Genomic DNA, 26,108 nt, shown 5'->3' on the forward strand with positions numbered 1-26,108 from the left:
TTCCGTGCGGCGCGTCGGATCTGGGCGCGGGTGATGAAGGAGGAGTTCGGCGCGAAGAACCCCAAGTCGCTGATGCTCCGCTTCCACACCCAGACCGCCGGTGTGCAGCTGACCGCGCAGCAGCCCGAGGTCAACCTCGTCCGCGTCGCCGTCCAGGGCCTGGCGGCGGTCCTCGGCGGCACCCAGTCCCTGCACACGAACTCCTTCGACGAGGCCATCGCCCTCCCCACGGACAAGTCGGCCCGCCTGGCTCTGCGTACGCAGCAGGTCCTGGCGTACGAGACGGACGTGACGGCGACGGTCGATCCGTTCGCGGGTTCGTACGTCGTCGAGAAGATGACGGACGACGTCGAGGCGGCGGCGCTGGAGCTGATGGCGAAGGTCGAGGAGATGGGCGGCGCGGTCGCCGGGATCGAGCGCGGCTTCCAGAAGGGCGAGATCGAGCGCTCGGCGTACCGGATCGCGCAGGAGACCGACAGCGGCGAGCGGGTCGTCGTCGGCGTCAACCGCTACACGGTCGACGTCGAGGAGCCCTACGAGCCCCTCCGCGTCGACCCGGCGATCGAGGCCCAGCAGGCCGAACGCCTCGCCAAGCTCCGCGCCGAGCGCGACCAGGCCGCCGTGGACGCGGCCCTCGTGGAGCTGAAGAAGGCGGCGGAGGGCACGGACAACGTCCTCTACCCGATGAAGGACGCCCTCAAGGCCCGCGCCACGGTCGGCGAGGTCTGCAACGCCCTGCGCGAGGTCTGGGGCACGTACGTCCCCACCGACGCGTTCTAGGGCGCGTAGACGCAGGTCACGCTGGTCACGCAGGTCACAGCGGAGTGTCGTACTCGTGTGCGACACTCCGCTTCATGCTGGGTGTCACTGATCTGCCGACCTACCTCGTGGGGCTCGTCCTCATCATCCTTCTGCCGGGGCCGAACTCGCTGTACGTGCTGTCCGTCGCCGCCCGCAAGGGCACGCGGACCGCGTACAAGGCCGCCGCCGGAGTGTTCACCGGGGACGCGATCCTGATGACCCTGGCCGCCCTCGGCGCGGCCTCGCTCCTCCAGACCACCCCGCTCCTCTTCATGATCGTGAAGTACGCGGGCGCGGGCTATCTGACGTGGATGGCGTACGGGATGCTGCGGGCCGCCTGGTCGATGTGGCGCGACCGCGGCGGGCCGGCGGACGAGGCGGCGGAGCAGCTCCCGGCCGGGCCGGGGGAGCGCCCGTACCGCCGCGCGCTGATCATCAGCCTGTTCAACCCGAAGGCGATCCTCTTCCTGATCTCGTTCTTCGTGCAGTTCGTGGACCCCTCCTACGCCTACCCGGCCCTGTCCTTCCTGGTGCTCGGCTCACTGCTCCAGCTCGGCAGCTTCCTCTACCTGACGACCCTGATATTCGGCGGGACGCGGCTCGCGGCCGAGTTCCGGAGCCGTCGCCGGCTCTCCGCCGGGGCGACCTCGGCGGCGGGCGCGCTCTTCCTCGGTTTCGCCGCGAAGCTCTCGCTCACGAGTGCCTGACCCTGGGCCGTCCGTGCCGTCCGCTTGACCCTGACACCGTGTGAGGCCGTTCCGTAGGGGGCGTCATGTTCATCATCGGAGACTTCGCCCGGCACGGGCGGGTGTCGGTCCGCATGCTGCGTCATTACGACGCCATCGGGCTGCTGCGCCCCGCCCGGGTCGACCCGCACACGGGCTACCGCTTCTACACCGCGGAGCAGCTCGCCCGGCTCAATCGCGTCATCGCGCTCAAGGACCTCGGCTTCACCCTCGAACAGGTGGGGGCGATCCTCGACGAGGAGATCGACGCGGACGAGCTGCGGGGCTTGCTGCGTCTGCGCCAGGCCGAGCTGGAAGCGGCCCTGGAGGCGGCGCGGGAACGGCTCGCCCAGGTCGGCGCGCGGCTCCGAGCCATCGAGACGGAGGGACGCATGTCCACCCAGGACGTCGTCGTCAAGAAGATCCCCGCCGTGCGGATCGCCGAACTGAGCACGGTCGCCGCGAGCTTCGGCCCGCACGACATCAGCCCCGCCATCGGGCCGCTGTACGACGAGCTGTGCGGCCGCCTGGAGGCCGCGGGCGTCACCGGCTTCGGTCCGGGGATCGCGTACTACGAGGACGCGGGCAGGGGCGACGGCTCGGTCCTCGTGCACGCCGGCATGACGGTCCCCGAGGGGATGGTCGTGGAGGGCGTCGAGGTGCACGTCCTGCCCGCCATCGAGCAGGCCGCGACCATCGTCCACCGGGGCTCGATGGACGCCATCCTGCCGACCGCGCAGACCCTGGCCCGCTGGATCGAGACCAACGGCTACGAGTCGCGGCACTACGCCCGTGAGCTGTACCTGGAGTGCCCTGAGGACCGGTCGCAGTGGGTGACGGAGATCCAGGAGGCGATCGTCCGCGCCTGACGCGGGACGCGCGGCGCAGGAGGAAGGGCCCGGACCCCCGCACGGGTTCCGGGCCCTTCCTCTCTTCCGGTCCTAATTCCGGGCGCCGCGCTTCCGCAGCTCCTTGCGGAGCCGCAGCGCGCGGCGCGCCAGGCGGCGGACCTGCGGATGCCGGGGGATCGGGATGCCGCCCGGCAGGTTCAGGACGGTGAGGCGCCGACGGGTGAAGTGGTGCCGGGTGCGCTCGGCGTGCGGGCCCGACAGGTGCCGTGCCGCGGCCTCCCGCAGATCGGGCCGGATCTTCGGCTGCATCGCGAAGCCGACCGCGGCGACCAGGTCGTTCAGCTCCGCCACGTCCGGGGCCGGCCCGGCCGGTTCGTCCGCGCCGCGCTCCTCCAGGGGCGGGACGACGGCGTCCACCACGGTGAGCGGGATCCGGTTGCTGTTCTGGAAGGGGGTGAGCCGCTCCAGGAGCGTGCCCGTGCCGACCCGGGCGACCGGCAGCCCGTAGAAGGAGTGCGCCGTGAGCAGCGCCGTGGAGAAGCAGCCGACGACGAGGGCGGGCCGCAGCTCGCGGTAGAGGACCTCGGCGAGGACGGGCCGGTCCTCGACGGTCAGTTCGGCTCCGAGCCGCTCCGCCTCGTCCACCAGCGTCCGCGACCAGGCGTCCGGGGCCGTCGGGTGCGGCTTGAAGACGAGCCTGCGGTGGCCCCGGGCGATCGCCCCGCGGACCATCCGCAGGTGCAGCTCCTCCTCCTCGGCGGCGGTGAGCAGCTTCAGGGCGGCGAGGTACTGGCCGAGGAGGAGCGCGGGGCCCTGCTCCGTGCCCTCCTCCGTCGCCGCGGCCGGGCCGGACAGCTCCTCGACGACCTTCGTGAAGGCCTCCACCGGTACGGCCTCGGGGACCGCCCCGAACTCCGCGAGCAGCAGCGGTTCGAGCCCGGGTACGAGGTCGAGGTGGAGCAGCCTGCGCACCCGCCCGCCGATCAGGGGGTCGATCTTGTTGCGGGTCGGTCCGTAGCTCATCAGCCCGTCGGCGTAGACGGTGACGGGCGCCTCGGGAAGCAGCTGGGCGATGGCGAGGGCGGGCGTCACCTGGAGGGATTCCAGGGCGAGTTCGACCCGGTCGTCGCCGAGCTCCCAGATCCGCCGCAGATGGCGCTGGAGCATCGGCACGTCCTGGCCCCGGGGCGTCCAGCCGGCGGGGTGGAGCGGGGAGATCGTCTCGTTCCAGGACAGGACCGCGTCGAAGCGGCCGCGCAGCCGGTCGAAGCCCTCGGCCTCGTCGGGGGCCGGTGTGGTCTCGGGCACGGCGGCGTTGTTGGTGACGAGCAGGATCCGGCGGTCGGCCGGGCCGAAGCAGCCGCTGTCCAGCGCGGCGGCCAGCGTCGCCGCCCCGTAGAGGGTGGAGGCGCAGAAGATCTGGGTGGTCCGTCGGGCCCTCACGCCGCCACCTCCGGGGAACCCTGGGGGACGGCCCGGGACACCGACACCGACACGGGTGCCGGATCCGGTGCCGGCGGCGGTGGTGCCGGGCGCTGCTTCCGCAGCTTGCGCAGCATCGCGGCGCGGTCCCCGCCCATCGCCGTCAGGGCCTCGTCGAGGACCGCCTGCGGCATGCGGCGCAGCGCGCCCGCGCTCATCGCCTTCAACTGGCGGGCCACCTCGGGTTCGAATCGTCCGATCCCGCCGATGTGATGGGAAATGAGTGCGCAATAGGTGCGCACGGCTTTGGGGAGAAGGAGTTCCGCGTTCGGATCTCCGGCCGTTTCCTCGATCACCTGGTCGAATGCGCGAATGAAATCCAATTGCCGGACGTCACTGATCTGGGTGAGTGAGGTCGCGACTCCGCGCCGGTAGAAGACACCGAGCTCGCCGACCGCCGCGAACGATTCCGCCTCGCGGTGCAGTTTCCAGATCCAGGGCCGGTCCTCGGCCGTCCGCAGCCCGTGCGGGAAGTGGAGGAGTCCGCGTTCCAGGAGTCGTCGGTGGTAGATCCCGGCCCACGCGTACGGGTAGTCGACGGAGGTCGTGCGGTGGGCCGGCAGTATCGCGTCGCGGGGGGAGAGGACCTCGCCGCGGCGGGGGACCGGGGCCCGGCGGACTGTGCGGTTGCGGCCGGACACGGAGACGTGGTCGGTGCGCAGGAAGTCGCAGCCCAGCTCGTCCATGGCGGCGACGAGCCGCCCGTAGTAGCCGGGGGAGAGCCAGTCGTCCCCGTCGAGGAAGGTCACGTACTCGCCGCGGGCCGCGTCGAGGCCCGTGTTGCGGGCGGTGGCGAGGCCTTCGTTGTGTGCGTGCCTGAGCAGGACGGCACCCGGGACGTCGCGTACGGCCCGTTCGAGGAGCTCGGGAGTCCCGTCGGACGAGCAGTCGTCGACAAGGAGGAACTCGACGTCCTCGCGGGCGTTGGCACGCAGGCTGGCGAGGGTGTCGGGGGCATATGTCTGCACGTTGTAGAACGGCACGACCACGGAGAGCTTGACCACGCGGCCGACGCTAGGCGCCGCCCCGGCACTCCCTCCGACCGGTGGGGGGATATTCGGTGAACACCAAGCGGCGGGCCGCTTAACCGCCTTTACCCGAAGCGGAATTCGGTCCCGACCGGTCCGGATTACGGCCGGAATCCGGCCTGTTTAACACGTCGGAGAGGCGCTGTTCACTCGTTGTTGTGGCCCAGTTGGGCCGGAAAGCGGAATGCCCTTCTAGCGTCCTCGACGTGCCAGCAAGTACCAACGAGGCAGTACGAGTAGCCGTACTCGCCGACTCCGACACCCGGTGGAAATGGGGCGCCCTCACGGCGCGCCGCATCACCACGGCGACAGCCGAACCCACCGGATTCGTCCTGCGGGGACGGGCCACACCCACCCCGCGCCAACTCGCCGAGACCGGGGTGTCCACGACCACCCCGAGCGAGGTGACGGGCGCGGAGTTCCTCCGTGCCGTACGGGACGCGGAGGAGCGCGGAGAGGGATACGACGTCATCGTCCTCGCCCTGGTCGGCGGCACCGTCCGGGCCGTCCTCCAGGGCCTGGCGGACCTGGCTCTCGACCGGCGCCCGGTGATCGTCACCGGCTACGTCGGCGTCGTCTACGAGAAGCTCACCGACGGGCTCCTCCTACGCCACGGCGCCGACGTCGTCCTCGCCAACTCCCGTCACGACGCCGAGCGGTTCCGCGCCGTCTACGAGGGCGTGGGCGCCGGCTCCGACTCGGTCGTCGAGGCCGCGCTGCCCTTCCTCGGCGGCGCCCCGCACACCCCCGAGGCGGGCCGCGACACCCTCGTCTTCGCCGCCCAGCCGTCCGTGCCCGCCACCCGCGCCGAGCGCACCCACGTCCTGGACCGGCTGATCCGGCACGCACGGCTCCACCCGGACCGCGAGGTGCTCCTCAAGCTCCGCTCCAAGCCGGGCGAGCACACCACGCACCTGGAGGAGTACCCCTTCCAGAAGCTGGTCCGCGACCTCGACCCGCCCGCCAACTTCCGTCTCGTGTACGGACACATGGGCGAGGTCCTGGACCGCACCGACCTCCTGGTCACCGTCTCCTCCACGGCCGCGCTCGAAGCCCTCCACCGCCGGATCCCCACCGCGATCCTCACCGACCTCGGGGTCCGCGAGGCCCTCGGCAACCACCACTTCGTCGGCTCCGGCCTGCTCGCCTCCTTCGAGGCGCTCGACAAGGGACTCGTCCCGACGCCGGACGAGACCTGGCTCGCCCGGCAGGGCGTGGCCTCCGAGAGCCCGTACGAAGAGGCCTTCGACGCAGCCCGCGAGCGGGTCGCCGCACTCCTGGCGCTCCCCGCGCTCCCCCCGATCACCCCCTACTACACAGCGGAGACGGCCCCCGGCTACCTGCCCGGGATCCTCGCCCGCCACCGTCTGGACGTCACCGCGCAGGAGCCCCGCGAGAGCGGCCTCCGCCGGATCGTCCGGGAGGCGGCGCGGGGCGCGTACCGGCACGGCGTGCAGCGCGTGGCCCCCGTCATCCGCCGGCTGGGAGAACTCTGATGACGACCGCCGTCCCGCAGCGCAGCGCCACCGTGCTCGCCGTGATCCCCGCCAGAGGCGGCTCGAAGGGCGTCCCCGCCAAGAACCTCGCCCCGGTGGCCGGCGTCCCGCTCGTGGCCCGTGCCGTCCGCGCCTGCCTCGGCGCCCGTCCGGTCACCCACGTCGTGGTCTCCACCGACGACGCCGCCATCGCGGCGGCCGCCCGCGGCGCCGGGGCCGAGGCCGTGCACCGTCCGGTCGAGATCGCGGGGGACACCGCCACCAGCGAGGCCGCCGTCCTGCACGCCATGGACGCCTTCGAGGCCACCCACGGCCGCCCGGCCGACGTCGTCCTCCTCGTCCAGTGCACCAGCCCCTTCCTCACCTCCGCCGAGGTCGCCGAGACCGTCGACCGCGTCGCCTCCGGCGCCGCCGACACGGCCTTCACCGCCGCCCCGTCCCACGGCTTCCTCTGGCGCGACACGGTCACGGACGGCGCCGAGGGCGTCAACCACGACAAGGCGCACCGCCCCCGCCGCCAGGACCGGGAGCCCGAGTACCTGGAGACCGGGGCCGTCTACGCCATGGACGCGGCCGGCTTCCGTACGCACGGCCACCGCTTCTTCGGCCGCACCGCGCTGGTCGTCACCGACCCCGCCCGGGTCCTGGAGATCGACGACCCGCACGACCTCGCCCGCGCCAAGGCCCTCGCCCCGCTCCTCGACGAGCCCGCCACCCCGGGCTTCGCCGACATCGACGCCGTCGTCCTCGACTTCGACGGCACCCAGACCGACGACCGGGTCCACCTCGACTCCGAGGGCCGAGAGTTCGTCTCCGCGCACCGCGGCGACGGCCTCGGCATCGCGGCCCTGCGCCGCGCCGGACTCCCCGTCCTCATCCTCTCCACCGAACAGAACGCCGTCGTCGCCGCCCGCGCCCGCAAGCTCAAGATCCCCGTCCTGCACGGCATCGACCGCAAGGACCGGGCCCTCAAGGAGTGGTGCGACACCGAGGGCATCGACCCGCAGCGCGTGCTCTACGCCGGCAACGACGTCAACGACCTGCCCTGCTTCCACCTCGTCGGCTGGCCCGTCGCGGTGAGCAGCGCCCACGACTCCGTACGGGCCGCGGCCCGCGCGGTCACCGCCACCCCCGGCGGCTTCGGAGCGATCCGCGAGATCGCGGCCTGGCTCCTCGGACCCGAGCTCGACACCCCCGCACCCCGCATCCCCAACTCCTAAGGAACAGCACCATGAGCACTCGTCTGCGCACCTTCGGTTCGAAGACCGCCGGCCCGGGCCGGCCGGTCTACATCACCGGCGAGATCGGCATCAACCACAACGGCGAGCTGGAGAACGCCCTCGCGCTCGTCGACGTCGCCGCCGAGGCCGGCTGCGACGCCGTCAAGTTCCAGAAGCGCACTCCGGAGATCTGCACCCCGCGTGACCAGTGGGACATCGAGCGCGACACCCCCTGGGGCCGGATGACGTACATCGACTACCGCCACCGCGTGGAGTTCGGCGAGGACGAGTACCGCGCCATCGACGAGCACTGCAAGAAGCGCGGCATCGACTGGTTCGCCTCCCCGTGGGACACCGAGGCCGTCGCCTTCCTGGAGAAGTTCGACGTCCCCGCCCACAAGGTCGCCTCCGCGTCCCTCACCGACGACGAGCTGCTCCGCGCCCTGCGCGGCACCGGCCGCACGGTCATCCTCTCCACGGGCATGTCCACCCCGAAGCAGATCCGCCACGCGGTCGAGGTCCTCGGCTCGGACAACATCCTGCTCTGCCACGCCACCTCGACGTACCCGGCCAAGGCCGAGGAGCTCAACCTCCGCGTGATCAACACGCTGAAGGAGGAGTACCCGAACGTCCCGATCGGCTACTCCGGCCACGAGACCGGTCTGCAGACCACCCTCGCCGCCGTCGCCCTCGGCGCCACCTTCGTCGAGCGCCACATCACCCTCGACCGCGCGATGTGGGGCTCCGACCAGGCCGCCTCCGTCGAGCCGCAGGGCCTCCAGCGCCTCGTCCGCGACATCCGCACCATCGAGACCGCCCTCGGCGACGGCGTCAAGAAGGTCTACGAGTCGGAGCTCGGCCCGATGAAGAAGCTCCGCCGGGTCCAGGGGCTCGTCGCCGCATGACCGGGCAGCTGGCGTTCGTCGAGAGCCCGGTCCAGCTCCTCAACGTCCTGGAATGGGCGCACTCGCAGGCGCCCGACCGGGCGCCCGGCGCGGCGCCCGCACCCGGAGCAGCCGCTCCGGACGAGCCCACCGGCACGTCAGCCCCGGCGTCCCCCACCACGGACGCCACCCCGGCGCCCCCCACCACGGACGCCACCACCCCGGGGGCGGCGCGTACGGCCCCCACTCCGGGGGCGACGCCCGCCACGCCCGCCCCCACCCCGGCGGCTGCCACGGCTTCCGCGCCCGCGCCCGCCCTCACGGTCGTCGTCCTCTCGCCGACCGACCCCATGTCGCGTGGCCAGCTGCGCCGGATGGCCCAGCTGGCCCGCGACGAGGGCTTCACCGTCCACTGGCAGGAGGCCCGCGGCGGCCGGGGCGCGCTCGTCCGCACCCTGCGGAAGCTCGGCCCGCCGCTGCGGCGGGCCGAGCGGGTCATCATCGGCGACCCGTTCTCCCGCTACGTCCAGCTGCTCCTGTCGCTCTTCTCCCCCCGGCACCTCACGGTGGTCGACGATGGCACCGCGACCATGGAGTTCGCCGCCCAGCTCGGCCGCGGCGAGCGCCTCGTGCGCTGGCACCGCAAGGGCAACCTGGGCCCCCGCGAGCTGGTCCTCGCCCCGGTGACCTCGCTGGCCCGGCGGCGGCTCGCGCCGGCCCGCGGCCGTACGGTCGAGATCTTCACGTCGCTGCCCGTCGAGGCCCCGGCCGGCGTCGAGGTCACGGAGAACTCCTACGCCTGGACCCGCACCCGCTTCGGCCCCCCGCTGCTGACCGGCGGCGCGGACCTGGTGGGCACCTCCCTGGTCGAGACGGGCGTCGTCGACGCCGACCACTACGCGCGCGTGGTCGCGGAGCTGGCCCGCGCCCACGGCGCGACCCGCTACTTCGCGCACCGCCGCGAGAGCGCCGAGAAACTGCACCGCATCGCCGTCGAGACCGGCCTCCAGGTCGTCCGGCCCGATCTGCCCCTGGAGCTGGTCGCCCGCCGGGGCCCGATCGGCCGTACGGTCGTCAGCTTCCCGTCCACGGTCGTCCACACCCTGCCGCTGGCCCTCGCCGGTACGGGAGTGAAGGTCGCTGTCATCGAGGTGGCGCCGGAGTGGCTGCGGGCGACCGCCTCACCGCGGGCCCAGGGCTTCCTGTCCGGAGTGGCGGGGACGGCGGCCCACGAGGTCGACCGGCTCACCGCTCGGGTCACCAGGGCCGGCGGAGCCACCGGGGCCACCGGAACGGCCTGACGGACCAGCCGGGCCGAATTCGGTCGAGCGTACCCACACGGAAGGGCCTTCATGCCTGCCAAACCGAGATTCTTTCCCCTAACGGGCTGAACTTTTCGTGATCAACGGGCAGTTGACCTCCGAAGGGGCCTACCCTTCAAAAGGTGAACCAGTTGAAGTCCCGTGAGCCAGGCTCCGCCACCCTGCCCGGAACGCTGTCCGCACCCCTGCGCGCCGAACTGATCGCCTTCCGCAGGGACTTGCACATGCACCCCGAGCTGGGCAACCAGGAGTTCCGTACGACCGCAGCGCTCAAGGCCCGCCTGGAGGCGGCCGGCCTCGCGCCGAAGGTCCTGCCGGCCGGCACCGGGCTCATCTGTGACGTCGGAACCCCGGACCGCCGCCGCCCCATGCTGGCGATCCGCGCCGACCTCGACGCGCTGCCCATCCCCGACGTGAAGACCGTCGCCTACCGCTCCACCCAGGCCAATCGCGCGCACGCCTGTGGACACGACGTCCACACCACCACCGTCCTGGGCGCCGGACTCGTCCTCGCCGAGCTCGACCGGCAGGGCCTCCTCCCGAACGCCGTACGCCTCCTCTTCCAGCCCGCCGAGGAAGTGCTGCCCGGCGGCGCCGCCGAAGCGGTCGAGGCCGGGGTGCTCGACGGGGTCGGCCGCATCATCGCCGTCCACTGCGACCCCAGGGTGGACGCGGGGAAGATCGGGATCCGCACCGGCCCCATCACCTCGGCCTGCGACCGGCTGGAAGTCACCCTCGGCGGCCCCGGCGGCCACACCGCCCGCCCCCACCTCACCACCGACCTCGTCACCGCCGCCGCCCGGATCGCCACCGACGTCCCCGCCGTGCTCGCCCGCCGCGTCGACGCCCGCTCGGGCCTCTCGGTCACCTGGGGGCGCATCGAGGCCGGCCACGCCCCCAACGTCATCCCGCAGCACGCCGAGCTCTCCGGCACCGTCCGCTGCCTCGACCTGCCGACCTGGCGGGACGCGCCCGACCTGGTCCACGCGGCGATCGACGAGATCGCGACCCTGCACCGCGCGAAGTCGGTCGTGAACTACGTCCGCGGCGTCCCCCCGGTCGTCAACGACGCGGCCGTCGTCGAGCTGCTCGCCGACGCGATGGCCGCCCGTCGCGGACCGTATGCGATCGAGGACACCGAGCAGAGCCTCGGCGGCGAGGACTTCTCCTGGTACCTGGAGCACGTTCCCGGCGCCATGGCCCGCCTCGGCGTCCGCACCCCCGGCGACACCCGGGTCCGTGACCTGCACACGGGCGACTTCGACGTGGACGAGCACTGCATCGAGGCGGGCGTCGAGCTGTTCACCGCCGCCGCCTTGCTCGACCGCAGGTCCTGACCCCGTCCGGTGGGGCGCCGGACCTGGATCCGGGCCCGGCGCCGGGACGCCGGTGCTCCTTCCGCGGACCGGCCGGAGCCGTTCATCCGTCCGGCCCACGGCGCGGAGTGTCGCCTCCCGGGGCCTGTCCCACCTCCTGGGACAGGCGGTATAACCGGCGGTACCGGGCCGAACGCCCCCGGTCGCCTCGGCTGGCCGGTTCGCGACGATCCGATAACGACTCATGAACGGGTCTTTAACTGACATCTACGCGCGTTACGATCGCCGCGAAACCAGCGCCGGAAGAGGCGCTTTCGGTCAGTCTTGAAGGGACCCTCCTCTTGCGCCGGATCACCAGGATCACGACCGTGGGCATCGCCTCCGCGGCGCTCGCGCTCTCCGCCACCGCGTGTGGCAAGTCTTCGAACGACTCCGGCTCCGGCTCGGACTCGAAGGCGACCAAGGCCGCCATCGCGTACGACATCGGCGGCCGCGGCGACCAGTCGTTCAACGACGCCGCCTACGCGGGTCTGAAGAAGGCCGAGGACGAGCTCGACGTCAAGGGCTCCGAGGCCGAGCCGTCCGAGGGCGAGGGCGACGCCGACAAGGTGCAGCGCCTCACCGCGCTCGCGCGCGCCGGCAACAACCCGGTCATCGGCGTCGGCTTCGCGTACGCGCCGGCGATCGAGAAGGTCGCCAAGGCCTACCCGAACACCACCTTCGGCCTCATCGACGACACGTCGAAGACCGGCCCGAACATCGCCAACCTCGTCTTCAACGAGGAGCAGGGCTCCTACCTGGCCGGCGTCGCCGCCGCCAAGGCGTCCAAGAGCGGCACGGTCGGCTTCATCGGCGGTGTCGAGGTTCCGCTGATCAAGAAGTTCGAGGCGGGCTTCGCGCAGGGCGTCAAGGACACCAACCCCAAGGCGAAGGTGCTCGTCCAGTACCTGACCCAGCCGCCGAACTTCGACGGCTTCTCCAAGCCCGACCTCGGCAAGGCCGCCGCGCAGGGCCAGCTCGACAAGGGCGCCGACGTGATCTACGCCGCCGCCGGTCTCGCCGGTTCGGGCTCGATCGAGGCCGCCGCGACCGCGGGCAAGTGGGCCATCGGCGTCGACTCCGACCAGTACAACCAGGCGGGTCTCGCCAAGTACAAGGACAAGATCCTGACCTCGGTCACGAAGGACGTCTCGGACTCCGTCTTCAACCTGATCAAGTCGGTCAAGGACGGCAAGCCGCAGACCGGTGAGATCCGCTACGGCCTCGCCACGGACGGCGTCGGCCTGGCCGACTCCAACCCGGCGTACAAGCAGATGGCCGAGGTCATCACCGCCGTGGACAAGGCGAAGAAGGACATCGTCGACGGCAAGATCACGGTCAAGACCGCTCCGTAAGGACCGCAGGTCACGACCTGAGCCCGACGGCCCGGCCCCACGTGGCACCCCCACTGGAGCCGGGCCTCGGGCCCTGCCGTCGAGGTCCCGCCTGCCGGGCGGGGTCTGGCACGCACATCTGCCGCGTTGTCGTCGGTCGCCCATGCTCCGCATGGGCTCCCTCCTCCGCCTTGCAGCTGCACGCACCAGACCCCGCCCGGCCCGCCCTTCGGGCGGACGCCGGGACCTCGACGGCAGGACCCGGACCCATTCCCGTACGGGTTTTCATTTTTCGGCAGCGCTACGCGTGTAGATGTCTCCCTGGCACGATAACTTCGCCCCGCCCTGCCCTCCCCGCTCCCGCTCCTTCCGGCCAAGGAGAGTGCGTCATCAACGCGTCCAGCCCCCCTGCCGTGGAACTTCACGGCATCACCAAGCGCTTCCCCGGCGTCGTCGCCAACAAGGACATCGCGATCACGGTCCGCAAGGGCACCGTGCATGCCCTCATCGGCGAGAACGGTGCCGGCAAGTCGACCCTCATGAAGATCCTCTACGGCATGCAGAAGCCGGACGAGGGCACCATCGCCGTCGACGGGGAGCAGGTCACCTTCTCCAGCCCCGGTGACGCCATCGCGCGCGGCATCGGCATGGTGCACCAGCACTTCATGCTCGCCGACAACCTCACCGTCCTGGAGAACGTCGTCCTCGGCGGCGAGAAGCTCTACGGCATCGGCGCCAAGGCGCGGCAGAAGATCCGGGAGATCTCCGACGCGTACGGCCTCGGGGTCCGCCCCGACGCCCTCGTCGAGGACCTCGGAGTCGCCGACCGTCAGCGCGTGGAGATCCTCAAGGTCCTCTACCGCGGCGCCAGGATCCTCATCCTCGACGAGCCGACCGCCGTGCTCGTCCCGCAGGAGGTCGACGCGCTCTTCGACAACCTGCGCGAGCTCAAGGCCGAGGGCCTGACGGTCATCTTCATCTCGCACAAGCTGGGCGAGGTCCTGAAGGTCGCCGACGACATCACCGTCATCCGCCGGGGCACCACGGTCGGCACCGCCGACCCGAAGACCGCCACCACCAAGCAGCTTGCCGAGCTGATGGTCGGCAGCGAGCTGCCCTCGCCGGAGACCCGGGAGTCGACGGTCACCACCGTCCCCATGCTCCAGGTCGAGAACCTGACGCTGGTCGAGAGCGGAGTCCCGGCCGCACCGCTGACGACCGCCGCTCCGCCGGACCCGTCCGGTACGGTCGCCCTCCAGGAGATCGGCGCGGGCCGCAAGCTCCTCGACGACATCTCCCTCACGATCCACAAGGGCGAGATCCTCGGCATCGCGGGTGTCGAGGGCAACGGCCAGACCGAGCTCATCGAGACGCTCATGGGCATGTCCGTCCCCGACGCGGGCCGCATCAGCCTCGACGGCCAGGACATCTCCAAGGTCTCGGTGCGCAAGCGCCGCGAGGGCGGCATCGGGTACATCCCGGAGGACCGCCACCGCCACGGCCTGCTCCTGGAAGCCCCGCTCTGGGAGAACCGCATCCTCGGTCACGTCACCGAGGCGCCCAACTCCAAGCGCGGCATCCTCGACCCCAAGGCCGCCCGCAAGGACACCGAGCGGATCGTGCGTGAGTACGACGTGCGCACCCCCGGCATCGACGTGACCGCGGCCTCGCTCTCCGGCGGCAACCAGCAGAAGCTGATCGTCGGCCGCGAGATGAGCCACGGCCCCAAGTTCCTGATCGCCGCCCACCCCACCCGCGGTGTGGACGTCGGCGCGCAGGCGCAGATCTGGGACGCGATCCGTGACGCGCGCCGCGAGGGCCTCGCGGTGCTGCTGATCTCCGCCGACCTCGACGAGCTGATCGGTCTCTCCGACACCCTCCGGGTCATGTACCGCGGCAAGCTCGTCGCCGACGCCGACCCCGCCACCATCACGCCCGAGGAACTGGGCTCCGCCATGACCGGCGCGGCCAGCGGTCGCCTCGAAGGCAACGAAGAGCCCGAAGACGGTGACGCCCGATGATGAAATTCGACAAGGACAAGCTGATCCTGGGCGCTGCGGGACCGGTGCTCGCCCTGGTCTCCTCGTTCGTGCTCACCGTCCTGGTGCTGCTCGCGACGGGTCTCGACCCGATCGAGCCGATCACGCTGATGATCGACAACGCGGCGTTCTCGGACATCCAGGTCCTGATCGTCAACCAGACCGGGATCTACTACCTGGCAGCCCTGGCCGTGGCCATCGGTTTCCGGATGAACCTGTTCAACATCGGTGTCGACGGCCAGTACCGCCTCGCCGCGATGGTCTCGGCCCTCGTCGGTGCCTCGGTCGAGCTGCCCGGCCCGCTGCACATCCTGCTGATCGTCCTCGTCGCGATGCTGACCGGTGCCTTCTGGGCCGGTATCGCGGGCATCCTGAAGACCACCCGGGGTGTCTCCGAGGTCGTCTCGACGATCATGCTGAACGCCATCGCGACCTCGCTGGTGGCCTGGCTGATCCTGCCGAAGAACTTCGGCTTCCAGCCCGAGGGCTCGAACAACCTCACCACCGGTGAGATCTCCGAGTCCGGCTGGTTCCCGGGCATCGACATGGGCGAGGGCAACGGAGTCATCTACGGCTTCACGTTCGTCGCGCTCGCCCTCGGCGTCGTCTACTGGTTCGCCCTCAACCGCACCCGGTTCGGCTTCGACCTGCGCGCCACCGGCGCCAGCGAGACCGCCGCCCAGGCCAGCGGCGTCGACGCCAAGAAGATGGTCCTCACCTCGATGCTCATCTCGGGCGCGCTCGCGGGCCTCGCCGGCATGCCGACGCTGCTCGGCGAGTCCCACACGTACAGCCTGGACTTCCCCGTCGGTGTCGGCTTCACCGCCATCACCATCGCGCTGCTCGGCCGTAACCACCCGGTCGGCATCTTCTTCGCCGCGCTGCTCTTCGCGTTCCTCGACAAGGCCTCCTCGTCGCTGGACACCGAGGGGTATCCGAAGGAGATCACCAAGATCATGCAGGGCATCATCGTGATCGCGGTCGTCGTCTCCTACGAGCTCGTCCGCCGTTACGGCCTCCGCCGCCAGCAGCAGAAGGTCGGCGAGGAACTCGCCGCCGGCGGCGCCATCAAGACCGACAAGGAGGTCTCGGCATGAGCACCGGCACTGTCACCAAGCCGAGCGCCGCGCCCAAGGGCGGCGGACGCCGCAAGCTCACCCTGCCGTGGATCATGCTGATCGTCGCGGCCGGTCTGGTGCTGTTCTCCCTGGTCCGGGTCGTCTCCGGGGCCAACGACCTCACCTCGGTGGGTCAGGTCTCGGGTGCGCTCAAGCTCGCCGTGCCGATCGGTCTCGCCGGTCTCGGCGGTCTGTGGGCCGAGCGCGCGGGCGTCGTCAACATCGGCCTCGAAGGCATGATGGTGCTCGGCACCTGGTTCGGCGCCTGGGCCGGTTACCAGTGGGGCCCCTGGGTGGGTGTCCTCCTGGGTCTCCTCGGCGGCGCGCTGGGCGGCCTGCTGCACGCGATCATCACCGTGACGTTCAACGTGAACCACATCGTCTCCGGTGTGGCGATCAACATCCTCGCGGTCGGCTTCACCCAGTACCTGTCGAACTTCACGTTCGCCGAGGCCGAGGGCGGCTCCTCCAAGCAGTCCCCCCGCATCGACCCGATCTACGAGATCACGGTGCCAGGGCTCTCGGACTGGCTGACCGATGTCCAGGGCAAGCACTGGTTCCTCATCTCCGACCTGGCCGGCATCCTCGGCGGCCTCGTGACGAACCTGTCGCTGCTGACGCTCGTCGCCCTGCTGCTGGTCCCGGCCACCTGGTGGCTGCTCTGGCGCACCGCCTTCGGCCTGCGCCTGCGCTCCTGCGGTGAGAACCCGGTCGCCGCCGAGTCCCTCGGCGTGAACGTCTACAAGTACAAGTACATCGCCGTCGTCACCTCCGGCGCCCTCGCGGGCCTCGGCGGCGCGTTCCTCGCGATCGTCTCCACCGGCATCTACCAGGAGGGCCAGACCGGCGGCCGCGGCTACATCGGTCTCGCCGCGATGATCTTCGGCAACTGGATGCCGGGCGGCATGGCGCTCGGCGCGGGCCTCTTCGGCTTCACCGACAGCCTCAAGCTCCGCGGCGGCGCCGAGAACGTCCACGCGCTGCTGCTGCTGGTCGCCGTGCTCCTGGTGCTCGCCGCGGCCTGGCAGCTGTACAAGAAGAAGTACGTGGCCGGTGTGGTCGCGGCGGCCTTCTCCGCCGGCTTCTTCCTCTGGTACGCGCTGACCGACGAGGTCCCGAGCCAGTTCGTCGACGCGGCCCCGTACATCACCACGCTGCTCGTGCTCGCCCTTTCGGCGCAGCGCCTGCGCATGCCCAAGGCGGACGGTCTGCCGTACCGGAAGGGCGAGGGCAAGTGACGGCCCTCCCCGCGTCGGACTGGGAGGCCCTGCGGGTCACGGCCCGCGAGGCCATGGGCCGTGCGTACGCCCCGTACTCCGGCTTCCCGGTCGGCGCGGCGGCCCGCGTGGACGACGGGCGGACGGTCTCCGGCTGCAACGTGGAGAACGCCTCCTTCGGCCTCGGCCTGTGCGCCGAGTGCGGACTCGTCTCCCAGCTCCAGGCGACCGGCGGCGGCCGGCTCACGCACTTCGTGTGCGTGGACGGCCGGGGCGAGCCCCTCGTCCCGTGCGGCCGGTGCCGGCAGCTCCTGTTCGAGTTCGGGGGCCCCGACCTCGTCCTGGAGACGCCCGCCGGGTTCCTCACCCTGGCCGAGATGCTGCCGCAGGCATTCGGTCCGGACCACCTGTCGAAGTAATCCTCGGAGCGGCCCTTCCGGCACGATGGAAGGGTCGCTCCCCCTTTCCCCCTCTATGCGCGTAGAAAGAGGCACCACCTCATGGACGTCATCTCCGTCATCCGCACGAAGCGGGACAAGGGCGAGCTGAGCCCGGAGCAGATCGACTGGGTCATCGACGCGTACACCCGCGGCGTGGTCGCCGACGAGCAGATGTCCGCCCTGGCCATGGCGATCCTGCTGAACGGCATGAACCGCGCGGAGATCGCCCGCTGGACCGCCGCGATGATCGCCAGCGGCGAGCGCATGAACTTCGACGCGCTCTCCCGCCCGACCTCCGACAAGCACTCCACCGGCGGCGTCGGCGACAAGATCACCCTCCCGCTCGCCCCGCTCGTCGCCGCCTGCGGCGCGGCAGTCCCGCAGCTCTCCGGCCGCGGCCTCGGCCACACCGGCGGCACGCTCGACAAGCTGGAGTCCATCCCGGGCTGGCGCGCGCTGCTCTCCAACGAGGAGATGCTGCACGTCCTCGACACCACCGGCGCGGTCATCTGCGCGGCGGGCGACGGCCTGGCCCCCGCGGACAAGAAGCTGTACGCGCTCCGCGACGTCACGGGCACCGTCGAGGCGATCCCGCTGATCGCCTCCTCGATCATGTCGAAGAAGATCGCCGAGGGCACCGGCTCGCTCGTCCTTGACGTCAAGGTCGGCACCGGCGCGTTCATGAAGACCATCGAGGACGCCCGCGAGCTGGCCTCCACCATGGTCCAGCTGGGCACCGACAGCGGTGTGAAGACGGTCGCGCTCCTCACCGACATGTCGACCCCGCTCGGCCTGACCGCGGGCAACGCCCTGGAGGTCCGCGAGTCCGTCGAGGTCCTGGCGGGCGGCGGCCCGTCGGACGTCGTCGAGCTGACGATCGCGCTCGCCCGCGAGATGCTCGAAGGGGCCGGCATCAAGGACGCGGACCCGGCGAAGGCGCTCGCCGACGGCTCGGCGATGGACGTCTGGCGCCGGATGATCGCGGCCCAGGGCGGCGACCCGGACGCCACCCTCCCGGTCGCCCGCGAGCAGCACGTCGTCACGGCCCCGTCCTCCGGCGTCCTGACCCGCCTCGACGCCTACGACATCGGCATCGCCGCCTGGCGCCTGGGCGCGGGCCGCGCCCGCAAGGAGGACCCGGTGCAGGCCGGCGCGGGCGTCGAGCTCCACGCGAAGCCGGGCGACACGGTGACGGCGGGCCAGCCCCTGCTGACGCTCCACACCGACACGCCGGAGAAGTTCGACTACGCCCTGAAGTCCCTGAACGACTCCTGGGACATCGCGGCGGCGGGCACGTCGTTCACGGCGAACCCGATCGTGATGGACCGCATCGCCTGAGGCATATGCGTCTGACACCTTCGGGTGAACGGGACCGGTGGACCACCGCCGGTCCCGTTCGGCATGCTGGGATCGGTGACGACCGAATGAGGAGCACGCCATGAGCGCACTCGCTGCCGAGCCCCAGCCCGAGCAGGGCAACGGCTGGGAGGACCTGGTCCGTCGCTGGGAGTCGATGGACTGGCCCGAGGGCTGCAAGGTGGAGATCATCGAGGGGATCATCACCGTGGCACCGTCGCCCACTTTCCGGCACAACCTCACGGCGTCCAAGGTGCACCGGCGCCTGTACTCCGTAATTCCGGAGGAATGGGAGGTCCTGCAGACCCAATCCATTGCCGTTCCCGCGCGTTCGGGAATGCTGATCCCGGACCTTCTGGTCGTTCCCGCCGACGTGCTGTCCGGCCCAGGGTCCTACATTCCGGCCGAGGCCGCGCTGCTGATCGCCGAGGTCACCTCACCCTCGAACGCGAATCACGACCGCATCAAGAAGGCGGCCGCCTATGCCCAGGCGGCAATTCCGCTGTACCTGCTGATCGACGCGTACGCCCCTGGCGGCCCCACCGTCACTCTCTACGGCGAACCGAAGGGGAACGTCTATCGCACGCTCCATGCGGTGAAGTTCGGGGGGAAGATCCACCTCCCCGCCCCCTTCGACCTCACCCTCGACACCGCCGAGTTCCCCGTCACATGACGAGCAGCTTCGGCAGCTCCCGCATGTCGTCGAAGACCACCGTGTGCGGGCCCATCAGCCGGTCGGCGCGCGTCAGGCCGCCGCAGTAGCCGAAGGCGCGCATGCCGGCCGCGCGGGCCGCCTGGACGCCGTACGGGCTGTCCTCCACTACCGCGCAGCGCTCCGGGGGAACGCCCATCGTGGCCGCCGCGTGCAGGAAGAGGTCCGGGGCGGGCTTGCCGCGCGCGACGTCGCGGGCGCTGAACATCCGGCCCTCGAAGCGGTCGAGCAGCCCGGTCCTGCCCAGGTTCTTCCGGATACCGGCGTGGCTGCCGTTGGAGGCGAGGCAGTAGGGGAGCGGCAGGGTGTCCAGGACGTGCGTGATGCCCTCCACGGCCGTCAGCTCGGCGTCCAGCACGTCGTCGTACCGCTGCTTGAAGGGCGTCTGCCAGCCGGACTCCAGCGGGCGGCCCCGGCGCTCCTCCACGATCGCCGTGAGCATCTCGTGGGAGGAACCGACGAAGTGCTCGATCACCTCCGCCTCGGTGAACTCCGCCCCGAGGGAGGCGAACACCTCCCGGTCCACGCGGCAGTAGAGCCGCTCGCTGTCCACCAGAACACCGTCACAGTCGAAGATCACCAGTTCGACAGGCTCGTGAGTCATGATCCACAGCGTAGAGGCACGTGCGGGGGCACCGGCGATGAGTTCCGCGTCCCGGGACGGTCTCAACGCATGTGGACACCAGTCAGCCGCTCGTCGTGACCCTGCCCGCCCGCCCCACCCGGGACGACGTGGCCCGCCTCTGCGCCGAACTGGGCGCCGCCCCGCCCGGTGACGTCGTCTGCGAGGTCGGCGCCCTCACGCACGCCGACTTCTCGGCCGTCGACGCCCTCGCCCGCCTCAAACTCGCGGCCGGCCGCCGCGGCCACCGCCTCCGCTTCCACGGAGCAGGACCCGAGCTACGGGCCCTGCTCGCGCTGGCGGGATTGGACGGAACTCTAGGCCTCTAGCCGCACCGGCAGGTCGAAGAGCGGGAACCAGCGCTCGGTGTCCAGGAAGAAGTCCATCCCGGCGACCTTGCCCTCGCGGAGCTCCAGGACGATCAGCGCCCACGGGGCGAAGCCGCCCGCCGGGTCCGGGTGGTACTGCGCGAACGCCGGGGAGCCGTTCGCCACGGTCGGCACCAGCTTCGAGCCGGAGCAGACCTCGCCGACGCCCAGCATCCAGCCCACGATGTCGTCGTGACCCTGGAGCCAGAGGTCGTACGGCGGCATGGACATGGTCGCGTCCTCGTGGAGGAGCGCGGTCAGCGCCTTCATGTCGTAGCCCTCGAAGGCGGCGACGTACCGCTCGAGGAGCGCCTTCTGCTCCTCGTCCAGCGGGTTCGCCGGGTCCGAGGCGGCCGGCGCCTGCTCGGCCAGGGTCGCGCGGGCCCGCTGGAGGGCGCTGTTGACCGAGGCGACCGAGAGATCGAGCAGCTCCGCGACCTCGCTCGCCTTCCAGGCGAGCACCTCGCGCAGGATCAGCACGGCCCGCTGCTTCGGCGGCAGGTGCTGGAGGGCGGCGACGAAGGCGAGCCGCACGGTCTCCCGGTGCACGGCCGTCTCCGCCGGGTCGGCGACCGACGGCAGGACCCGCCCGTCCGGCACCGGCTCCAGCCAGGTGATCTCCGGCTGCTTGACGAGCTGCGCCTGGGCGACCGGCGTCGGCGAGGTCAGATCCATCGGCCGCGCCCGCTTGTTGCCCGCGTTCAGCGCGTCCAGGCACACGTTGGTCGCGATCCGGTACAGCCAGGACCGCAGCGAGGAGCGGCCCTCGAAGGTGCCGATGGCCTTCCAGGCCCGCACCATCGTGTCCTGCACCGCGTCCTCCGCCTCGAAGGAGGATCCGAGCATCCGGTAGCAGTAACCGGTCAGCTCCCTGCGGTACTTGTCGAGATCGTCGGTCGTCGCGGTCACGGCGTCACTCATCGGGTCCACACCCCACTCACCCCTCACCGGCACCCGTTCGGTGCCGGTGAGAGGGAAGCTACCGCAGCGGACTGACAGCCGGGGTCAGGTTCCCGGCTTGCGCCCGTAGACGAAGACGTCGTCGCCGTTCCTGAGCAGGTTCCAGTACGCCTTGGCGTCGGCCGGGCGCATGTTGACGCAGCCGCCCGAGCCCGGCGGGTTCCACATGGACTTGGTCGTCGAGTGGAAGGCCTGGCCGCCGTCGAAGAACTGCGAGTACGGCATGGAGACGTGGTAGATCGTCGACCAGTGGTTGATGTTCCGCCAGTAGATCTTCTTGGAGCCGGTGCGGGTCTCCGTGCCGTCCTTGCCCGTACGCACCGGCACCGGCCCGTACTTGAGGCGCGAGCCGTCCTGGATCCAGGACAGCTGACGGGTCAGGTCGACGCAGGCGATCCGGCCCCGGTTGGTCGGACAGGTGCCCGCGCGGTTCGGGTTGGTCCCCGCCGCCTTCTGCTGGAGCATCGTGTTCATCGTGCGCCAGGTGAGCGGCCCCGCGTACCCCGCGGTCGGGGTGATGCCGTGCTTCGACTGGAACGCCTGGATGGCCTGGCAGTCCCCGAGCGACTGGCGGCCGTCGACCGTCCGGCCGAGGAACTTCTCCACCTGCTTCTGGTACGGCCCCGTCGTCACGTTGCAGGACGCCGCCTGCGCCGGGGCCGCACCGAGCGCGATCGTCATCGGCACCACCAGTGCCGTGAGACCGGTCGCGATTCCCGCTCTCTTCCCGATTCGGCTCGCTATTCGGTTCATGATCGTCAACTCCCCCTTGAGTCCCTGTCCTTGAGGACGCCGGGGGAGCCCGGTCAGTTGCAGGCGGCCGCCGTCAGGCTCGGCCGGCGCGCCGCGACCCGGGCGCTGTGGCTGCCGTACAGCGTCACGGACACGACGCCGAGGACCGCGACGAGACCGATCAGGACCGTCCCCGCCCAGCCGCCCGCGTGGAAGGCGATCGCGCCGAGCGTGCCGCCGGCGCTGCTGCCGAGGTAGTACGCGGACTGGTAGAGAGCCGAGGCCTGCGCGCGGCCCGTCTTCGCCGTACGGCTCACCGAGGAGGACGCGACCGCGTGCCCCGCGAAGAAGCCGGCCGTGATGAGGACCAGACCCGCCAGGACCGCGGCGAGCGAGTCGGCGAGCGAGAGCAGCAGACCCGCGGCGGTCGTGGAGACCGCCAGGTAGAGCGCCCCGCGCCGGCCGAGCCGGCCGACGAGCCGGCCGGCGGCGGCGGAGGCGACCGTACCGACCAGGTAGACCAGGAAGATCGAGCCGATCACGCCCTGCGGGAGCGAGAACGGCGCCTCGACCAGGCGGTAGCCGATCACGGTGTACACCGCGCCGAAGACCGTCATGAACAGCGCGCCGATCACGTACAGCCGGACGAGCAGCGGGTCGGACAGATGCGTCCGCACGGCGCTCGCGAGCGCCTTCGGGTTCAGCGGGCCCGGCGCGAAGTGCCGAGCCTTCGGGAGCAGCGCCCGGAAGGCGATCGCGCAGAGCAGTGAGGTCAGGCCGACGGCGGCCAGACCCGCGCGCCAGCCCCACATCTGGGCGACCCAGCCGGTCACGATCCGGCCGCTCATGCCGCCGATCGAGTTGCCCGCCACGAAGAGGCCGATCGCCGCGATCAGTGCCTTGGGGCGGACCTCCTCGGCGAGGTACGCCATCGCGCTCGCCGGGAGCCCGGCGAGCGCGGCGCCCTGGAGGGCGCGCAGCGCGATCAGGGACTCCAGGTTCGGCGCGAGCGGCACCAGGAGCGCGACGGCGACCGCGACCGTCAGCGAGGCGGTCATCATCGCGCGCCGCCCGAAGCGCTCCGAGAGGGCGCTGAGCGGCAGGACACACAGGGCCAGGGCGCCGGTCGCGGCGGAGACCGTCCAGGAGGCGGCGGAGGCGGTGGCACCGAACTCGGCCGAGATGGCCGGGAGGAGGGCCTGCGTGGAGTAGAGGAGGGCGAAGGCGGCCAGTCCGGCGGCGAAGAGCGCGAGGCTCGTCCGGCGGTAGCCGGGGGCTCCGGGGGAGAGGCGGGTGTCGGCGGGCGCGTGGATGGCGGCCGCCTTGGTACTGGCGGGAGGCATGTCACGAACGTAGGACGATCCGTTTCATGCGTCCAATGCACGGAACTGCTGTAATCGTTCCCATGGCGCATGAGTACAGGCCACAGCCTCGGCTGTCACCGAACAGTAACGAAGAAGACATGGGGCTGCTGCTCGCCCCGCGGCTGGCGTACTTCGCCGCCGTCGCCCGGCACGAGCACGTGACCCGGGCGGCGGCCGAGATGGGCGTCCCGCAGTCGACGCTCTCCCGGGCCATGGTCCGGCTCGAACAGGACCTCGGCGTCGCCCTCTTCGCCCGCCGCGGCCGCACGGTCTCCCTCACCCCGGCCGGCCGCCGCTTCCTCACGGCGGCCGACAAGGCGCTCACCGAGGTCGAGCGGGCCGCCGACACCGTACGGGCCGACGCCGACCCGGCCGCCGGCCGCGTCGCCTTCGGCTTCCTCCACACCATGGGCTCCGAGACCGTCCCCGGCCTCATCCGGGCCTTCCGCGTCGACCACCCGCGCGTCCGCTTCTCCCTCGTCCAGAACTACGGCGAGGCCATGATCGAGCGGCTCAGGGCGGGCGAACTCGACCTCTGCCTGACCTCCCCGGTGCCGGACGCCCCGGACCTGGTCGCCCGGCGCCTCGACGAGCAGCGGCTGCGGCTCGTCGTCCCCGACGACCACCGGCTCGCGACCCGCCGCCGCGTCCGCCTCGCCGAGGCCGCCGACGAGACCTTCGTGACCCTGGAACCGGGGTACGGGCTCCGCCGCATCACCGACGACCTGTGCGCCGAGGCCGGCTTCAAGCCCCGCGTCGCCTTCGAGGGCGAGGAGACCGAGACCCTGCGCGGCCTCGTCGCCGCGGGCCTCGGCGTCGCCCTGCTGCCCCCGCCCGCGGTCCCGCGCCCCGGCGTCGTCGAACTCACCGTCACCGCGCCGCGCGCGGTCCGCGAGATCGGCGTCGCCTGGCTCGACGGCCACCCGGACACGGCCCCGGTGGCCGCCTTCAAGAAGTTCCTGCTGAGCAGGCGGGGCCACCTGCTGTCCTGAAGGCGCAGACGACGCAGACGACGCAGACGACGCAGACGACGCTAAAGACGCCGGGACGAGCTCCCGAAACCCGCCGCGAGCGGCATCCGCAGGCCCAGCGGCGGGGGTGCCGCCAGCGCGTCCGTCACGGGACGGGCCACCGGGCGGGCGAACAGCGCGCCGAGGGCGAAGTCCGCGGCGAGGGCCTGGACCTCGGCCGCGTACTGCCGCAGCGCGTGGCCGTCCGAGTGGACCTCGAAGCGGCAGGTGTCGCGGTTGGCCTTCTTCGCCCGCGCCGCGAAACGGAACGACAGCTCCGGGTCCGTACGGGCGTCGTTCGTGCCGTGCACGATCAGCACCCGGCGGCCCACCAGCTGCCGCACCGGCTCCGGCTCCGCCGCCACGTCGTCCTCCGGCAGCCACGGCGCCAGCGCGAGGACCGCGCCGACCGCCTCGTGCCCGGCGGCCCGGAGCGCCGCCCGCGCGCCCATCCCGTGGCCGACGAGCGTGACCGGGACGTCGCCGTACCGGCGTACAACCTCCGCGACCGCCCAGGAGGCGTCCGCCGCGAGCTCCGCGTCGGACCCGTTCCAGCCGCGCCCCCGGTAGCGCACGACATGCGCGACGAGGTGGTCGGCCCGGCCCGCCCGGGCGAGAGCGCGGCCGAGCGGCAGCATCGCCGCGTGGGCCAGCGCGGAGGCGCGCCGCCCCGACACCGGCTCGCCGTCCGGCAGCAGCAGCACCACGCCGCCGACCGCCGCCGACGTGCGTGAACCTCCGACAGGCCGACCGAGCCGGGGTCTCCGGGCGTCGGGCGGCCCCACGAGTGTGAAGTGCGCCATGACAGAACAGTCTCAGAAGGAGAGGTGTACGCCAGTCGTACGCGCGGTCTCTGTTACGTATCGCCCGGAGAGCGAACGCGGTTGCCCCTTATGCCCGTTCGAAGACGTGGACGGAGTCCACGACGGCGAAGCCCTTCCTCCCGTACCAGCGGTGCGGCCAGTTCGCCGCGCTCGCCGTCAGGTGGCGGAGGTCGCAGCCGGCCTCGGCCGCCAGGTGCAGCGCCGTGTCCAGGACCCGCCCGGCGTGCCCCTTCCCGAGGTGGTCCTCGGCGGTGACCAGGTCTTCCATCTGCGCGACCCCGGCCTTCGGGTCGAGATAGAGATCGGCCCAGGAGGCCACCTCGCCGTCCTCGGAGTACGAGGCGATGAACCGTACGTCCTCGGCGCCCCGGAGCCGCGCGGCCCGCCGCTCCACCAGGTGGTGGACCTCCTCGTCGCTCACCCCCGGCACGAAGCGGCGCCAGGCCGTGCCGGCCGGCCCGCGCAGCTCGTCCGGTCCCACCTCACGGGCTCCGCCGTGCGCCGGGACCGGGCCGGTGTGCCGCATGACGTACGTGGTCGCGTACGCGTATCCGGCCCGCTCCAGGGGCTCGCGGCAGGCGGCCGCGACCTCGTCGGGGAGGACGTACACGAGCCGGTACGGGAGGTGGCCGAGGAGCTCCTCCGCCCGCGTGGCAAGCGCCTCGGGGTCGGCCGCCCCGTCGACGAAGAGGTGGTTGTTCCCCCGGGAGTGCGCGTACGTGTCGTCGAGCGCGGCGAAGCCGCCCGGGAAGTCGATCGTCCGGGCGGCCTGACGGCGGCGGAAGTCGCGCAGGAAGCGGTGGAACCGAGCGAGATCGGAGTCGGGTGCCGTGGAAGTCATGCGGTCA

Annotated in this window: 25 protein-coding genes; 17 read left to right on the top strand and 8 right to left on the bottom strand. The window is 71.6% G+C overall.

What is annotated here, in order from left to right; translation table 11 throughout:
* The 3 genes from ACWFR1_RS30610 to ACWFR1_RS30620 all read left to right on the top strand — a co-directional run.
* The coding region (locus ACWFR1_RS30610; RefSeq protein ID WP_453556916.1) for a methylmalonyl-CoA mutase family protein at positions 1–780 on the top strand (780 nt) is incomplete at its 5' end.
* Positions 781–854: 74 nt separating this feature from the next.
* Complete coding sequence (leuE, locus tag ACWFR1_RS30615; protein WP_453556918.1) at positions 855–1,508, top strand: leucine efflux protein LeuE; 654 nt, start codon at positions 855–857, stop codon at positions 1,506–1,508.
* A gap of 65 nt (positions 1,509–1,573) precedes the next feature.
* Positions 1,574–2,395 carry a MerR family transcriptional regulator gene (locus tag ACWFR1_RS30620; protein WP_453556920.1) on the top strand — a complete coding sequence of 274 codons (822 nt, stop codon included), beginning with the start codon at positions 1,574–1,576 and terminating at the stop codon, positions 2,393–2,395.
* Positions 2,396–2,467: 72 nt separating this feature from the next.
* Here ACWFR1_RS30620 and ACWFR1_RS30625 read toward each other — a convergent pair whose 3' ends face one another.
* Together ACWFR1_RS30625 and ACWFR1_RS30630 are read right to left on the bottom strand one after the other, a co-directional pair.
* The gene (locus ACWFR1_RS30625) at positions 2,468–3,820 is read right to left on the bottom strand and encodes an alpha-2,8-polysialyltransferase family protein (protein ID WP_453556922.1); all 1,353 of its coding nucleotides are present in this window, start codon (positions 3,818–3,820) and stop codon (positions 2,468–2,470) included.
* The gene (locus ACWFR1_RS30630; protein ID WP_453556924.1) at positions 3,817–4,863 is read right to left on the bottom strand and encodes a glycosyltransferase family 2 protein; all 1,047 of its coding nucleotides are present in this window, start codon (positions 4,861–4,863) and stop codon (positions 3,817–3,819) included. Before ACWFR1_RS30630 ends, ACWFR1_RS30625 begins: the two co-directional genes overlap by 4 nt.
* A gap of 230 nt (positions 4,864–5,093) precedes the next feature.
* Between ACWFR1_RS30630 and ACWFR1_RS30635 the strand changes: the two genes are divergently transcribed.
* From ACWFR1_RS30635 to ACWFR1_RS30690, 12 genes are all read left to right on the top strand, one after another.
* Positions 5,094–6,383, top strand: coding sequence for a DUF6716 putative glycosyltransferase (locus ACWFR1_RS30635; RefSeq protein WP_453556926.1), 1,290 nt, complete (start codon positions 5,094–5,096; stop codon positions 6,381–6,383).
* A complete protein-coding gene (locus tag ACWFR1_RS30640; RefSeq protein WP_453556928.1) occupies positions 6,383–7,603 on the top strand; it encodes a cytidylyltransferase domain-containing protein in 1,221 nt (406 codons plus the stop codon). The genes ACWFR1_RS30635 and ACWFR1_RS30640 overlap by 1 nt, the downstream gene beginning before the upstream one ends.
* An 11-nt stretch (positions 7,604–7,614) precedes the next feature.
* Complete coding sequence (locus ACWFR1_RS30645; RefSeq protein ID WP_453556930.1) at positions 7,615–8,508, top strand: N-acetylneuraminate synthase family protein; 894 nt, start codon at positions 7,615–7,617, stop codon at positions 8,506–8,508.
* A complete protein-coding gene (locus ACWFR1_RS30650) occupies positions 8,505–9,788 on the top strand; it encodes a hypothetical protein (protein WP_453556932.1) in 1,284 nt (427 codons plus the stop codon). The genes ACWFR1_RS30645 and ACWFR1_RS30650 overlap by 4 nt, the downstream gene beginning before the upstream one ends.
* Before the next feature lie 143 nt (positions 9,789–9,931).
* Complete coding sequence (locus ACWFR1_RS30655) at positions 9,932–11,146, top strand: amidohydrolase (RefSeq protein WP_453556934.1); 1,215 nt, start codon at positions 9,932–9,934, stop codon at positions 11,144–11,146.
* A 320-nt stretch (positions 11,147–11,466) separates the two neighbouring features.
* On the top strand, positions 11,467–12,519 hold the full coding sequence (locus ACWFR1_RS30660) for a BMP family lipoprotein (protein WP_453556936.1): 1,053 nt from the start codon (positions 11,467–11,469) through the stop codon (positions 12,517–12,519).
* Positions 12,520–12,911: 392 nt separating this feature from the next.
* Positions 12,912–14,519, top strand: coding sequence for an ABC transporter ATP-binding protein (locus ACWFR1_RS30665; protein WP_453556938.1), 1,608 nt, complete (start codon positions 12,912–12,914; stop codon positions 14,517–14,519).
* Positions 14,516–15,634, top strand: a complete 1,119-nt coding sequence (locus ACWFR1_RS30670) for an ABC transporter permease (RefSeq protein ID WP_453556940.1) — start codon at positions 14,516–14,518, stop codon at positions 15,632–15,634. Before ACWFR1_RS30665 ends, ACWFR1_RS30670 begins: the two co-directional genes overlap by 4 nt.
* Complete coding sequence (locus ACWFR1_RS30675) at positions 15,631–16,893, top strand: ABC transporter permease (protein WP_453556942.1); 1,263 nt, start codon at positions 15,631–15,633, stop codon at positions 16,891–16,893. Before ACWFR1_RS30670 ends, ACWFR1_RS30675 begins: the two co-directional genes overlap by 4 nt.
* Positions 16,890–17,291: a cytidine deaminase gene (locus ACWFR1_RS30680; RefSeq protein ID WP_453556944.1), complete on the top strand. Its 402-nt coding sequence runs from the start codon at positions 16,890–16,892 to the stop codon at positions 17,289–17,291. Before ACWFR1_RS30675 ends, ACWFR1_RS30680 begins: the two co-directional genes overlap by 4 nt.
* A gap of 81 nt (positions 17,292–17,372) precedes the next feature.
* Positions 17,373–18,650, top strand: a complete 1,278-nt coding sequence (locus tag ACWFR1_RS30685; protein ID WP_453556946.1) for a thymidine phosphorylase — start codon at positions 17,373–17,375, stop codon at positions 18,648–18,650.
* Between the two features lie 100 nt (positions 18,651–18,750).
* A complete protein-coding gene (locus ACWFR1_RS30690; protein ID WP_453556948.1) occupies positions 18,751–19,341 on the top strand; it encodes a Uma2 family endonuclease in 591 nt (196 codons plus the stop codon).
* Here the strand turns inward: ACWFR1_RS30690 and ACWFR1_RS30695 are convergent.
* Entirely contained in the window at positions 19,334–19,984 is a 651-nt protein-coding gene (locus ACWFR1_RS30695) for an HAD family hydrolase (RefSeq protein WP_453556950.1), read from the bottom strand. The genes ACWFR1_RS30690 and ACWFR1_RS30695 overlap by 8 nt on opposite strands.
* Positions 19,985–20,112: 128 nt before the next feature.
* Here ACWFR1_RS30695 and ACWFR1_RS30700 point away from each other — a divergent pair, with 128 nt between their 5' ends.
* On the top strand, positions 20,113–20,331 hold the full coding sequence (locus tag ACWFR1_RS30700) for an STAS domain-containing protein (protein WP_453557007.1): 219 nt from the start codon (positions 20,113–20,115) through the stop codon (positions 20,329–20,331).
* Here the strand turns inward: ACWFR1_RS30700 and ACWFR1_RS30705 are convergent.
* The 3 genes from ACWFR1_RS30705 to ACWFR1_RS30715 all read right to left on the bottom strand — a co-directional run bounded on the left by ACWFR1_RS30705 (position 20,320) and on the right by ACWFR1_RS30715 (position 23,405).
* Entirely contained in the window at positions 20,320–21,291 is a 972-nt protein-coding gene (locus ACWFR1_RS30705) for a sigma-70 family RNA polymerase sigma factor (protein ID WP_453556952.1), read from the bottom strand. The genes ACWFR1_RS30700 and ACWFR1_RS30705 overlap by 12 nt on opposite strands.
* A gap of 84 nt (positions 21,292–21,375) precedes the next feature.
* Complete coding sequence (locus ACWFR1_RS30710) at positions 21,376–22,083, bottom strand: L,D-transpeptidase family protein (RefSeq protein ID WP_453556954.1); 708 nt, start codon at positions 22,081–22,083, stop codon at positions 21,376–21,378.
* A 53-nt stretch (positions 22,084–22,136) separates the two neighbouring features.
* On the bottom strand, positions 22,137–23,405 hold the full coding sequence (locus tag ACWFR1_RS30715) for an MFS transporter (protein ID WP_453556956.1): 1,269 nt from the start codon (positions 23,403–23,405) through the stop codon (positions 22,137–22,139).
* Positions 23,406–23,467: 62 nt separating this feature from the next.
* Between ACWFR1_RS30715 and ACWFR1_RS30720 the strand changes: the two genes are divergently transcribed.
* Entirely contained in the window at positions 23,468–24,418 is a 951-nt protein-coding gene (locus ACWFR1_RS30720; protein ID WP_453556958.1) for a LysR family transcriptional regulator, read from the top strand.
* Between the two features lie 41 nt (positions 24,419–24,459).
* On the opposite strand, the gene ACWFR1_RS30725 is transcribed toward ACWFR1_RS30720, so the two are convergent.
* Complete coding sequence (locus ACWFR1_RS30725; protein ID WP_453556960.1) at positions 24,460–25,239, bottom strand: alpha/beta hydrolase; 780 nt, start codon at positions 25,237–25,239, stop codon at positions 24,460–24,462.
* Between the two features lie 88 nt (positions 25,240–25,327).
* Positions 25,328–26,101 carry a GNAT family N-acetyltransferase gene (locus tag ACWFR1_RS30730; RefSeq protein WP_453556962.1) on the bottom strand — a complete coding sequence of 258 codons (774 nt, stop codon included), beginning with the start codon at positions 26,099–26,101 and terminating at the stop codon, positions 25,328–25,330.
* Between the last annotated feature and the right edge of the window lie 7 nt (positions 26,102–26,108).

This window comes from Streptomyces sp. NPDC055103 (assembly GCF_053607625.1).